Genomic DNA, 13,152 nt, shown 5'->3' with positions numbered 1-13,152 from the left:
CCATGCACCCCGACACACCTCCGTCATGGACCCCGTCCGCCCAGGAGCCCGAGCAGCCCGCCCAGGTGCGCCGCATCCTCCGGCTCTTCCGTCCCTATCGCGGCCGTCTCGCCGTGGTCGGCCTGCTGGTCGCCGCCTCCGCGCTGGTCTCGGTCGCCTCGCCGTTCCTCCTCCGGGAGATCCTCGACACCGCCATCCCCGACGGCCGCACCGGACTGCTCACCCTGCTCGCCCTCGGCATGATCGCCGCGGCGGTCGTCAACAGCGTCTTCGGCGTTCTGCAGACGCTGATCTCCACCACCGTCGGCCAGCGCGTGATGCACGATCTGCGCACCGCCGTCTACGACCGGCTGCAGCGCATGCCGCTCGCCTTCTTCACTCGCACCCGCACCGGCGAGGTGCAGTCCCGTATCGCCAATGACATCGGCGGTATGCAGGCCACCGCCACCTCCACCGCGACCTCCCTGGTCTCCAACCTCACCAGCGTGGTCGCCACCGTGGTCGCGATGCTCGCGCTCGACTGGCGGCTGACCGTCGTCTCCCTGCTCCTGCTGCCGGTGTTCGTCTGGATCAGCCGTCGCGTCGGCGCCGAGCGCAAGAAGATCACCTCACAGCGCCAGAAGCAGATGGCGGCCATGTCCGCGATGGTCACCGAGTCCCTGTCGGTCAGCGGCATCCTGCTCGGCCGCAGCATGGGCCGGTCCGAGTCGCTCACCCAGCAGTTCGCCCAGGAGTCCGAGCGCCTCGTGGGTCTGGAAGTGCGCTCCAACATGGCCGGCCGCTGGCGGATGTCCACCATCGGCGTCGTCATGGCCGCCATGCCCGCGCTGATCTACTGGGCCGCGGGCATCGCCCTCCAGGCCGGTGGCCCCGCCGTCTCCATCGGCACGCTCGTCGCCTTCGTCTCGCTCCAGCAGGGGCTGCTCCGGCCCACGGTGAGCCTGCTGTCCACCGGTGTGCAGGTGCAGACCTCCCTCGCCCTCTTCGCCCGCATCTTCGAATACCTCGACCTGCCGATCGACATCACCGAGCCCGCCGACCCGGTGCGCCTGGAGAAGGTGCGCGGCGAAGTCCGCTTCGACGGCGTCGACTTCGACTACGACAGCACCCCGCCCGGCCCCTCAAACGGCTCGTCGAAGAGCACCGTGCCGAAGAACACCGCGTCGAAGGGCACCGCGTCGAAGGGCACCCTGCGCGGTATCGATCTGACCGTCCCCGCGGGCGGCAGCCTGGCGGTCGTCGGACCGACCGGCTCCGGCAAGACGACCCTCAGCTATCTGGTGCCCCGGCTCTACGACGTGACCGGCGGCCGGGTGCTGATCGACGGGGTGGACGTGCGCGACCTCGACTTCGACTCCCTCGCCCGGGCCGTCGGCGTCGTCTCCCAGGAGACCTATCTCTTCCACGCCTCCGTCGCCGAGAATCTGCGCTTCGCCAAGCCCGACGCGACCGATGAGGAGCTCGTGGCCGCGGCCGAGGCCGCCCAGATCCACGGCCACATCGCCTCCCTCCCGGACGGCTATGACACCCTCGTGGGAGAGCGTGGCTACCGCTTCTCCGGTGGGGAGAAGCAGCGTCTGGCCATAGCCCGCACGATTCTGCGCGACCCGCCCGTCCTCATCCTCGACGAAGCCACCAGCGCCCTGGACACCCGCACCGAGCAGGCCGTCCAGGATGCCATCGACGCACTGTCGGCCGGTCGCACCACGATCACCATCGCCCACCGGCTCTCCACCGTGCGTGACGCCGACCAGATCGTCGTGCTCGACGGCGGCCGCATCGCCGAGCGGGGGACCCACGAGGAGCTGCTGGCCAAGGACGGACGCTACGCCGCACTGGTGCGGCGCGACGCCCATCTGTCGCCGGTGGTCCCCGCCGTCTAGCGCCCGAAGCCCTCCGCACGACCCGCGGAGTGAGCGGGCACCCGTACGGTATTGCTCCTGCTGGACCAGCACCCACTCGTTCTCCGACCACTCCGGTGGGAGATCGGCGGAGAGGTCCTCACGGGTCTGCGCGGTGAGGATGTCATCGCACGGCCGCGACATATCGAGCAGCCGGTGCGCGCGTCGCCGATGACCTGATGACCAGCAAGATCACATCTCCGGCTCTAGCCGGCTGCGGCAAAGGTCAGCGGAAATGCCTCGCCGGAATCCGCGTAACGGTGGAACCGCCCGACCCAGGACGGCTCCTTGAGGGCCCGGATGTGGGTGCGGGGCAGCGCGATGTGCACATCGCGGCCGCCGTTCTGGTCGGCCGGGGTCGGCGCGATATGCACGGTCCAGGGAATGGGGGTGGGGGAGAAGTCGTACCAGAAGGGGGCGCCCTGCCCGAAGTCGAGGCGATAGAAGGGCAGCTTCGACCAGTTGTTGATCGCGATGGTGGTGTCGAACGAGTCCAGCGCCATGGTGGTCATGACGCGCTTGAGGCGCCCCGCGTCGCGTTCGGCGCACAGGAACGCCACTTCCTCGCGGATTCGCTCCTCCGTGTTCTCGGCGTAGCCCGCGCGGATCGCCGCGGCGACCTCGCCGAGCGGGCGCGAGCGCAGTTCGGCCGCGGTCATCCCGGGCCGGGTGTTGGTGACGGCGTTGCCCCAGTAGTCATCAGGAACGGCCGCGCCGACGAACGAACGGAAGTCGGCGATGAGGCCGAGCCGTTCCTCGCTCGCATCGGGGCGGTCACGCAATGCGCCGAGCACTTTCCACAGATGGGCGGTGAGCGCGTCATTGGTCGACACCCACCGCTCCGTGCCCGCGAGGTCGGCCATCGCGGCGTCCTTCATGGCGGCCAGCTCGGCGGCGGTGAAGCGGGTGGTCACCGTCGTCACACTGCCGAGGCTGCCCTTCAGGGCGCGGCCCACGAAGGCGGCCTTCCGGCCGCGCCCGGTGACCGTGAAATGGGCGCCGCCGGTGAGGCCGCCTGTGTGGGTGTCATCGGAGGCCGAGGCGCCGAGCGCGTCGATGACCCCGCGGTCATGGCTGGGCTTGGCGTACCCGAGGCCCCGGTGCTCGTGCGACCAGGCCTCCAGGAAACTCATATAGCTGGACCCGTCGCCCACCGCGTGGTTCATCGTGAGCCCCAGGATGGAGCCGCCGCCCTTCATATGGGTGAGCTTCACCGTGAAGAGCGGCGTGTCGCGGTCGACCACCCAGAACGGCATGGCGTGACTGAGATAGCGATCCAGTCCCTTTTTCGCCGTGTGGCGGGGCCCGTAGTCCGGCATGGGCACGGATGCCTGGGCCTCGACGAAGCGCACCCCGGAGTCGTCGCAGAGCACACTGAGACCGCCGTCGGGGTCCTTCTTCATGCGGCCCGAAAGGACGGGGAAGTTACGCAGCGTCCGGCCGAGGGAGGCGCGCAGCGCCTCGCCGTCGAGCGTCTCCCGGTAGAAAAAGGCGCGGGTCGTGTAGACCGTGCTGAAGAGCATGTCGTAGACGCTCAGCCGTACGCGGTCACCGCTCGCCTCTCCGGCACACACGGTGAACGATCGCTTGGCGCCGCTCTCGGTGGCGGAAGCCGTCATACTCACACGCTCTTTCGTCGGGCCCAAACGCACTGTCATCTCGACGAGTTGACCCTAACCCCACGGGTGCGAGCGGCCTCCTGAAGGGGAACCGGGTTTAGGGAAATTCCCCAACTTCCGTCCGGCCTCGATCTTTCTCGGCGGCCGTGAGCGTGTTACGGGGCGTCCGGATCTTGATCTGCTGTGACTTCGGGGCCGCGACGACGTAGCCCGGCCCGGCCTCCTCGAGCATGCGGCGGAAGCGCCAGTCCTGGCCGTAGAGAGCGTCCGCCGTCACCCACGCGATGGGCAGGGGTGAGGCAAGGGCCCGGACGACAAGGCTCCGGGCAAGCTCGGTCTTGGTCGCGAAGGCCCGGGCGTCGGGCGCCCCTGCCGCGCGGCACCGTTCCCGGTCGGACGTCCAGGACTTCGGTGCTGCAAGCCGGCCGGGGCGTCGTGGCCGACATACTCCGCGAGCCTCAAGCTCCGAAGCCCAGGCACCAGGCCGCACATCGTTTGGCGCGATCAGCACAACAGCCATCGCAAGCCACCGGTCACGAACCCCGCCACATGACGGTGGGGTTGGAGAAGCCGAGTCCGGGGAAGGAGGGAGGCGAGCGATGGGGGCGCGACGCTCGGACGTCGCGGACGGCGCGGTGAGTCCACCCGCGCGCACGGGGTCAACAGCTCCCGCCTTTGTCTAAGGAAATTCGCAGATGTTGTCTGCGGGGACCTTTGGGTGCGCTTTTGAGCCGACCGCGAAGCTAGCATCGACATCGAGTCAGCCGGTGTAGCCGCCGACGACCTCGATACATGGGTTATAAATCGATGGAGGAGTCTTGGTCGACGCCCTGCACCCCCCTGTGTCAATGCCTACCAAGCGGAGCCGCCCCTTCAACCCTCCGGATGGCTACACCCCCCTGCGCGAGCGGGAGCGGATAACGCGCATGAGTTATCACGGCGGGACGACCGGGTGGCTCATCACGCGCCACGCGGAAGCGAAGGAACTGCTCACCCATAAGAGCTTCAGCGCGCGCCAGGAGGGGATAATCTCTCCTGTCCCCACGGAGCTGGGGTACGCCGGCCCGGCCGATCCGGGCGCCTTTGCGAAGACGGATGACCCGATCCACAGCCGGTATCGCAAGCTGGTCACCGGCTTTTTCACGGTTCGGCGCACGCGTCAGTTCACCCCCATGATCGAGCGAATCGTGCACGAACAACTCGACGACCTGGAAAAGGCCGGACCGGGCGCCGATCTGGTGGAGGTCTTCACCGAATCCGTTCCCTCCCGGGTGATGTGCGAGATGATCGGCGTCCCCGAATCGGAGCGGAAGACCCTGCAGCGGCACGTGGAGACGCTCGGACGGCTCTCCTGTACCGTTCCCGAGGCGCTTGCCGCGGTGTCCGGGATGAGTGGATTCCTGTCGCGCTTCGTCCCCGTCAGGATGGACGACCCCCGAGACGACCTCCTCGGAGATTTGATCCGGGGCGGACAGCTCGATGAGCAAGAACTCATGGGCATGACCGCCACGTTGATCACCGGGGCCTTCGACACCACTGGCAACATGCTCGCCATGGGCGTCTTCACCCTGCTCGAGCACCCCGATCAACTCGCCAAGCTCCGCGAGGACCCGGAGCTCATGGGGAACGCCGTCGAGGAGCTCCTCCGCTTCCTCACCATCTCCCACCTCGGGGCCAGCCGGTGGGCGCTGGAAGACGTCGAGTTCGCCGGCCAGAGCATCAAGAAGGGCGAGGTGGTCACCGTCGCCCTCCCCGCCGTCAACCGCGACCCCGAGCGCTACGACAACCCCGATCAGCTGGACGTCGGCCGTACGGACCACGGTCACCTGGCACTCGGTCACGGCGTCCACCAGTGTCTCGGTCAGCACCTCGCCCGCACGATCCTGCGCGTCGGCTACGAGGCCCTGTTCGACAGGTTCCCCACGCTGCGGCTGGCCGTGCCGGCCGACGAGGTCCCCATGCGCGACGACTTCGTGCACTACGGCCCCAGGTCGCTGCCCGTCACCTGGGACGACTGATCGAGATACCAAGCGGTGGATGTGACGGACGATGCGGAGTTCTCGCATCGTCCGTCAAGCAAGTTGGCCCACAAGACATGCCACGAACAACAAGGTAGGACTGAGACCCGATGAGGATCACCGCCGACCGTGAGGTGTGCTGTTCGGCTGGCCAGTGCGCGCTGATCGCGCCTGACCTGTTCGACCAGAGCGACGAGGACGGCTCCGTCGTTCTGCTCGACGCACAGCCCGACACCGGACGGCTGGACGTTCTGCGAGAGGTCGTATCCCGCTGCCCGACCGGTGCGATCCGTGTGGAAGAAGACCCTGGCGTGTGAAAACAGCGCATGAAATTTCGGGGGCATGAATAGCGCCGGAGAAACGCAGAGTGGCAAGAGTCACACGGCCGGTGAAACGCTACTGAAACCAAAACCCGGGAACACGCCCCGGGGTGTCGACCACGCCTGAGTGGGTTTCTAGGGTTTCCCTTATGGGGGCAGAGCTAGCGTGGTCGGTGTCCGTCTGGCGAACCGTGTTTTCATTACTTTCAGGGCCGTTGCGCTCTTCCAGCGAACGACGTGTTTAGTGTGGAGTTTTTGATGCCTGCTGCATCCAACCAGAACAAGGCTGTTGAAGCGCTGCGCAAGTCGTTCAAGGAAATCGAGCGGCTCCGGCGTCAGAACCGCCAGCTGACCAGTGCGGCCACCGAGCCCATTGCGATCATCGGTATGGCCTGCCGATTTCCGGGTGGAGTGAATTCTCCGGAAGCGCTGTGGCAGTTGGTCGCCGACGGATCGGACGCGATCTCGCCCTTCCCGACAAACCGTGGCTGGGACGTGGAGGGGATCTACAATCCGGACCCGGAACATCCGGGTACCAGTTACGTTCGCGAAGGCGGTTTCCTCCACGACGCGGACCAATTCGACTCCGCGTTTTTCGGCATCTCGCCTCGTGAGGCCCTGGCCATGGACCCCCAGCAGCGGCTGCTGCTGGAGACGTCGTGGGAGGTGCTGGAGCGGGCGGGCATCGACCCCGCGTCACTGCGTGGCAGCCAGACAGGCGTCTTCACCGGTGCCATGCACACCACGTACGCATCCGAGGCCGCGCAGATCCCGGACGAGATCGAGCCGTACCTCCACAACAGCGCCACCACCAGCATCGCCTCGGGCCGTGTCTCCTACACCTTCGGCTTCGAAGGCCCCGCACTGACCGTGGACACCGCTTGCTCATCGGCGCTGGTCGCCCTGCATCTGGCCGCTCAGTCGCTGCGCCAGGGCGAGTGCTCCATGGCACTGGTCGGCGGTGCGACGGTCATGGTGAGTCCCGAGGGTTTTGTCACCTTCAGCCGGCAGCGCGGTCTGGCCGTCGACGGCCGGTGCAAGGCGTTCGCCGACGGAGCCGACGGCACCGCATGGTCCGAGGGCATCGGTGTGCTGCTGGTGGAGCGGCTGTCCGACGCGCGGCGCAACGGGCACCGGATACTCGCGGTGGTGCGCGGCTCCGCAGTGAACCAGGACGGCGCGAGCAACGGTCTGACGGCCCCCAACGGCCCGTCACAGCGCCGCGTCATCCGGCAGGCCCTGGAAAACTCCGAGCTGACTCCCAGCCAGATCGACGCGGTCGAGGCGCACGGTACGGGTACGACGCTGGGCGACCCGATCGAGGCGCAGGCGCTGCTGGCCACGTACGGGCAGGACCGGCCGGAGGGGCGGCCGCTGTGGCTGGGCTCGCTGAAGTCGAACCTCGGCCACACGCAGGCCGCTGCCGGTATGGCCGGCGTCATGAAGATGGTGCTGGCGATGCGGCATGGTGTGCTGCCGAAGACGCTGCACATCGACGCTCCGTCGAGCCACGTGGACTGGTCCGAGGGCCAGGTCGAGCTGTTGACCGAGGCGCGGGCATGGCCGGAGACGGGCGAGCCGCGCAGAGCAGGCGTGTCGTCGTTTGGTGTGAGCGGGACCAACGCGCATGTGATCCTGGAGCAGGCTCCCGAGGTCGAGGTGGCCGAGGTCGAGGCCGAGGAGCCCGCTGACGGTGGTGTCGCGGGCATCGCGGGTCCCGTGGCATGGGTGGTGTCGGGCAAGAGTGACGCCGCGTTGCGGGCGCAGGCCGGGCGGTTGCGAGAGTTCGTGGCGGAGCGTCCGGAGCTGGGCGCAGCCGATGTGGCTCTCTCGCTGGCGACGACCAGGTTCGCCTTCGAGCAGCGCGCCGTCGTGACCGGGGCCGGCCGTGAGGAACTCCTCGAGCGTCTGGAGGCGGTGGCCGAGGGGGTGAAACTTCCCGGTGTGGTCTGGGGGAAGGACGCCGAGACGCCTGGCCGGTCGGTGTTTGTGTTCCCGGGGCAGGGGGCGCAGTGGGTGGGTATGGCGGTGGGGCTGCTGGAGTCCTCGCCGGTGTTCGCGGAGGCGATCGGCGAGTGTGAGTCGGCTCTGTCGGCGTATGTGGACTGGTCGTTGACGGATGTGCTGCGCGGTGCCGAGGGCGCCCCCGGTTTTGACCGGGTGGATGTGGTGCAGCCGGTGTTGTTCGCGGTGATGGTGTCGCTGGCGAGGCTGTGGCGTTCGGTGGGTGTGGAACCGGATGCGGTGATGGGTCACAGTCAGGGTGAGATCGCGGCGGCGTGTGTGGCGGGTGCGCTCTCGCTGGAGGATGCCGCGAAGGTGGTGGCGTTGCGGTCGCAGGCGATCGCGGCGGGTCTCGCGGGCCGTGGTGGCATGGTGTCGGTCGGCCTGTCGGCGGACGCCGCCAAGGAGCGTCTCGCCGCCTGGGACGGCGCGATCTCGGTGGCGGCGGTCAACGGTCCCGGTTCGGTCGTGGTGTCGGGTGACCCGGGGGCGCTGGATGAGATGGTGGCCCAGCTGGAGGCCGAGGAGGTGCGGGTCCGCCGGGTCCCGGTGGACTACGCCTCGCACTCCGCCCACGTGGAGGCGATTCACGAAGAGCTGCTGAAGGTCCTGGCCGACCTTCAGCCGCGTTCGTCGGAGGTGCCGTTCTACTCGACGGTGACCGGTGAGCTGGTGGACACCGCAGGTCTGGACGCGGACTACTGGTACCGGAACCTGCGGCAGACCGTTGAGCTGGAGGCCACCACCCGAAAGCTGTTGGACGACGGCCACACCGTGTTCATCGAGGCGAGCCCGCATACCGTACTGATGCTGCCGTTGCAGCAGACCGTGGAGGCCGCTGAGGCCCAGGCGGTGGTCGTCGGCACGCTGCGGCGGGATGAGGGCGGGCCCGAGCGGTTCCTGACCTCTGCCGCCGAGCTCTATGTGAGCGGGGTCGGCGTCGATTGGCGGAAGGTGTTCGCCGGCCATGGTGGCCGCCGCGTGGAATTGCCGACGTATGCCTTCCAGCGGGAGCGCTTCTGGCTTGACGCTCCTGCGGGGGTGGGCGATGTGGGCTCGGTGGGGTTGGGCTCGCTGGGGCATCCGTTGCTGGGTGCGGTGGTGTCGTTGGCCAGTGGTGGCGGAGTGCTGCTGAGCGGGCGGCTGTCGCTGGCCACGCATGGGTGGCTGGCGGATCACGCCGTCCACGGGGCGACGTTGCTGCCGGGGACGGCGTTCGTGGAGCTGGTGGTACGGGCGGGCGATCAGGTCGGCTGTGGTCGGGTTGAGGAACTGATCCTGGAGGCGCCGCTGATCGTGCCCGCGAAGGGTGGCGTACAACTTCAGGTAGAGGTGGGGGAGGCGGACGCTTCCGGCTTCCGTGAGGTGAGTGTGTTCTCGCGGGAGGAAGCGGACGGGGAGGGCGCCGCATGGGTGCGGCATGCCCATGGTGTGCTGGGTTCGGCCGTGCCCAGCTCCGAGGTGCCGTTCGACTTCGGTGTGTGGCCTCCGGCGGGGGCCGAGTCGGTCGATGTGTCAGGTGAGTATGTGCGGGCCGCGGAGCACGGGTTGGAGTATGGGCCGGTTTTCCAGGGGCTGAAGCGTGCGTGGCGGCGTGATGGTGAGGTGTTCGCGGAGGTCGAGCTCCCGGAAGGAGAGCGGGAGCGGGCGGGCCAGTTCGGGCTGCATCCGGCGCTGTTCGACGCGGCGTTGCACGCGATGGGTGTGAGCGAGGGCCTGGCGGGTGGTTCGGGGAGTCTGCTGCCGTTCTCCTGGCGTGGGTTCGCTCTGGAGGCGGTTGGTGCGACATCGCTGCGCGTGCGGCTGGCGTCGGCGGGCGCCGGGTCGGACGCCGTGTCGGTGCTGGTGGGGGATGAGTCGGGGCGTGGGGTGGCGTCGGTCGAGTCGCTGGTGTTGCGTCCGGTTGACGCGGATCAGCTGAACGCCGTGGGCGGGGTGGCGCGGGATGCGTTGTTCCGGGTCGAGTGGGTGGACGCGCCCGGGGCTGTCGTGGCGGGTGAGGTCCCGCCACGGACAGAGGTCGTGCGGGTCGCCTCCGGTGGTGCGGACGTGGTGGGCGAGGTGTACGGGCGGGTCCTCGAGGTCTTGGAGCGGGTCCAGGGGTGGTTGGCGGATGAGGACCGTGCGGGTGAGCGGCTGGTGGTGGTGACCCGGGGCGCTGTCGATGCGGGCGATGGCGTGGCGGACATGGCGGGGGCCGCGGTGTGGGGCCTGGTGCGGTCCGCTCAGTCGGAGAATCCCGGGCTCCTGGTACTGGTGGACACCGATGACGTGGAGGGAGTCGCGGACGTTCTCCCCGGGGTGCTGGCTCTGGGTGAGGAGCAGGTGCTGGTGCGGTCGGGTGCGGTGCGGGTGCCGCGTCTGGGCCGGTCGCTGCCTTCGGGGGACGCTCCGGAGTCGGGGGCGTTCGGTTCCGGAGCGGTGCTCGTGACGGGCGGTACAGGTGTGCTGGGCGGCTTGGTGGCGCGGCATTTGGTGACCCGGCACGGCGTCGAGAAGCTGGTGTTGCTCTCCCGTCGTGGTGCGGAGGCCGAGGGTGCGGCCGAGCTGCGCGCCGGGTTGGAGGCCGCCGGCGCCGAAGTGGTGATCGCGGCGTGTGATGCCGCGGACCGTGTGGCTCTGGCCGGGGTGCTGGAGGGGTTGCCGGAGGGTTTTGGTCTGAGTGGTGTGGTGCATGCGGCGGGTGTGCTCGACGATGGGCTGCTGACGTCGTTGACGCGTGAGCGGGTTGAGCCGGTGTTGCGGGCGAAGGTGGACGCGGCGTGGAATCTGCATGAGCTGACGGCGGGGATGGACCTGTCGGCGTTCGTGCTGTTCTCCTCGGCCACCGGTGTGCTGGGCGGTGCCGGGCAGAGCAACTACGCGGCGGCGAACGTGTTCCTGGACGGCCTGGCGTCCTGGCGCCGGACCCGGGGGCTGCCGGGTGTGTCGATGGCGTGGGGTCTGTGGGCCGAGGCCAGCGGCATGACCGGACACCTCGGCGAGGATGACATCCGGCGGATAGCCCGCTCGGGCGTGCTGCCACTGGCCACGGACGAGGGGCTTGAGCTGTTCGACGCCGCTCTGGTCTCGGACGTGGTGGTCCCCGTTCTCTTCCGGCCGGACATCCCGGCGCTGCGCGCGCGGGGTGCCGAGCTCCCCGCCCTCTTCCGCAACGTCGTACCGGGGATGGCCGTCCGGCGTGTCGCGGGTGCCGGAGACGCGGACGCGGACGAGATCGCCGCCCGCCTGCGGCGGCGACTGGTCAGCATGTCCGAGGCGGATCAGGAACAGTTCCTGCTCGAAGAGGTGATCCGCGTCCATGTGGCCGCCGTCCTGGGACATGCCAAGTCGGACGCCGTGGAGGTGGGCCGCCCCTTCAAGGACCTGGGCTTCGACTCGCTCACCGCCGTGGACCTGCGGGCACGTCTGAGCGCGGAAACGGGTCTGCGCCTCCCGGCGACACTCGTTTTCGACTACCCGAACCCGACGGTACTGGCGGGCCATCTGCGTTCGGAGATCCTCGGCTCCCACGACAGGACCATCGCGGCACCGGGCGGCGGGTCCTTCGGGGCCCCGTCGCGCACCGACGAGGAGCCGATCGCGATCGTGGCCATGAGCTGCCGCTTCCCCGGTGGGGTGCGGACGCCCGAGGAGCTGTGGCAGTTGGTGATGGAGGGCACCGATGCCACGTCGCCGCTCCCGTCCAACCGTGGCTGGGACCTCGAGTCCACGTACGACCCGGACCCCTCGCACGAGGGCACGTACTACGTCCGCAACGGTGGCTTCCTCTACGAGGCGGACCAATTCGACCCGGAGTTCTTCGGGATTTCGCCGCGTGAGGCGCTGGCGATGGATCCGCAGCAGCGACTGCTGCTGGAGACGTCGTGGGAGGCGTTCGAGCGGGCCGGTATCGCTCCGGAGGCGGCGAAGGGAAGCCGGACCGGCGTCTTCGTCGGGGTCATGTACAACGACTACGGTGCCCGTCTGGAAGGGAACGCCCCCGTCGGCTTTGAGGGCTACCTCGGCATGGGCAGCGCGGCCAGCGTGGCCTCGGGCCGGATCTCCTACACCTTCGGCCTCGAGGGGCCCGCCGTGACGGTGGACACGGCGTGCTCGTCGTCGCTGGTCGCGCTGCACCTGGCGGTCCAGGCGCTGCGCCAGGGTGAGTGCGACATGGCGCTGACCGGTGGTGCGACGGTGATGTCCACACCGGTCGCGCTGGTGGATTTCAGCCGTCAGCGCGCGCTGTCCGCGGACGGCAAGTGCAAGGCGTTCAGCAACAGCGCCGACGGCTTCGGATTCGCCGAGGGTGTCGGGCTGCTGCTGGTGGAGCGGCTGTCGGACGCCAGACGCAACGGGCACGAGGTGCTGGCCCTCGTCCGGGGTTCGGCGACGAACCAGGACGGTGCGTCCAACGGCCTGACCGCCCCGAACGGCCCGTCTCAGCAGCGGGTGATCCGCGCGGCGCTGGCGAACGCCGGGCTGTCGGCGGCCGAGGTGGACGCGGTCGAGGCACATGGCACCGGCACCCCGCTGGGCGATCCCATTGAGGCGCAGGCCCTGCTGGCCACCTACGGCCAGGACCGGCCCGCGGACCAGTCGGTGTGGCTCGGCTCGGTGAAGTCGAACATCGGCCATGCGCAGGCGGCGGCCGGTGTGGCTGGTGTCATCAAGATGGTCATGGCAATGCGGCACGGCGCGCTGCCGANGGCCGGTGTGGCTGGTGTCATCAAGATGGTCATGGCAATGCGGCACGGCGCGCTGCCGAAGACGCTGCACATCGATGAGCCGTCGCAACACGTGGACTGGTCCGCGGGCGGAGTGCGCCTGCTGACGGACGATATGCCCTGGCCGGAGACGGGACGGCCGCGGCGTGCGGCGGTCTCCTCCTTCGGAATGAGTGGCAGCAATGCCCACGCCGTACTGGAACAGGCCCCGCTCGACGACGCTCCCAGCCCTGCCGCCGATGACGAGGCCCCGGCCGGGAAGCTTCCGGAGATCACGCCGTGGGTGCTCTCCGGACGGTCGGAGACCGCGGTGGAGGCGCAGGCGGAGCGGCTGCTGGCCCATGTGCGTGAGCGCCGAGAGCTGTCGCCCGCCGATGTCGGGCTGTCGTTGGCGACCACGCGCAGTGTGTTCGAACACCGCGCGGTGGTGCTGGCGGGCGACGGGGACGGCCTCATGAACGGCCTGGGTGCGTTGGCCGAGGGGAACGTGTCGCCTGGTGTGGTACGGGGAGTGGCGGCCGCCCGGGACCAGGCAGTGTTTGTCTTCCCTGGTCAGGGGTCGCAGTGGGTGGGGATGGCGG

5 protein-coding genes and 1 pseudogene are annotated in these 13,152 nt (G+C 69.0%); 4 read left to right on the top strand and 2 right to left on the bottom strand.

Annotated features, from left to right (window positions below; translation table 11 throughout):
* Positions 1-2 precede the first annotated feature (2 nt).
* Positions 3-1,883 carry an ABC transporter ATP-binding protein gene (locus IEJ02_RS18100; RefSeq protein ID WP_191065820.1) on the top strand — a complete coding sequence of 627 codons (1,881 nt, stop codon included), beginning with the start codon at positions 3-5 and terminating at the stop codon, positions 1,881-1,883.
* Positions 1,884-2,107: 224 nt separating this feature from the next.
* Here the strand turns inward: IEJ02_RS18100 and IEJ02_RS18095 are convergent, their stop codons facing one another.
* Both IEJ02_RS18095 and IEJ02_RS48625 read right to left on the bottom strand, forming a co-directional pair.
* A complete protein-coding gene (locus IEJ02_RS18095; RefSeq protein WP_191065819.1) occupies positions 2,108-3,520 on the bottom strand; it encodes an acyltransferase in 1,413 nt (470 codons plus the stop codon).
* Positions 3,521-3,617: 97 nt separating this feature from the next.
* Positions 3,618-3,941: pseudogene (locus IEJ02_RS48625) on the bottom strand (transposase); the annotation flags it as partial.
* A 751-nt stretch (positions 3,942-4,692) separates the two neighbouring features.
* Between IEJ02_RS48625 and IEJ02_RS18085 the strand changes: the two are divergent.
* The 3 genes from IEJ02_RS18085 to IEJ02_RS18075 all read left to right on the top strand — a co-directional run.
* Positions 4,693-5,538 carry a cytochrome P450 gene (locus tag IEJ02_RS18085; RefSeq protein WP_223864030.1) on the top strand — a complete coding sequence of 282 codons (846 nt, stop codon included), beginning with the start codon at positions 4,693-4,695 and terminating at the stop codon, positions 5,536-5,538.
* A 110-nt stretch (positions 5,539-5,648) separates the two neighbouring features.
* Positions 5,649-5,855, top strand: a complete 207-nt coding sequence (locus IEJ02_RS18080) for a ferredoxin (RefSeq protein ID WP_014057308.1) — start codon at positions 5,649-5,651, stop codon at positions 5,853-5,855.
* A 261-nt stretch (positions 5,856-6,116) separates the two neighbouring features.
* On the top strand, positions 6,117-13,152 hold a 7,036-nt coding region (locus IEJ02_RS18075; protein ID WP_191065817.1), incomplete at its 3' end, for a type I polyketide synthase.

The organism is Streptomyces sp. 5-10 (assembly GCF_014712245.1).
GTDB classification, from domain to species: domain Bacteria; phylum Actinomycetota; class Actinomycetes; order Streptomycetales; family Streptomycetaceae; genus Streptomyces; species Streptomyces violaceusniger.
The sequence above is the reverse complement of the archived record's forward strand: the minus strand, read 5'-3'. Positions and strand labels throughout refer to the sequence as shown.

Excerpts from the sequence above, each read along its gene's own strand:
- IEJ02_RS18100 (WP_191065820.1), top strand. The coding sequence starts at position 3 with ATGCACCCCGACACACCTCCGTCATGGACCCCGTCCGCCCAGGAGCCC.
- IEJ02_RS18095 (WP_191065819.1), bottom strand. The coding sequence starts at position 3,520 with ATGACGGCTTCCGCCACCGAGAGCGGCGCCAAGCGATCGTTCACCGTG.
- IEJ02_RS18085 (WP_223864030.1), top strand. The coding sequence starts at position 4,693 with ATGATCGAGCGAATCGTGCACGAACAACTCGACGACCTGGAAAAGGCC.
- IEJ02_RS18080 (WP_014057308.1), top strand. The coding sequence starts at position 5,649 with ATGAGGATCACCGCCGACCGTGAGGTGTGCTGTTCGGCTGGCCAGTGC.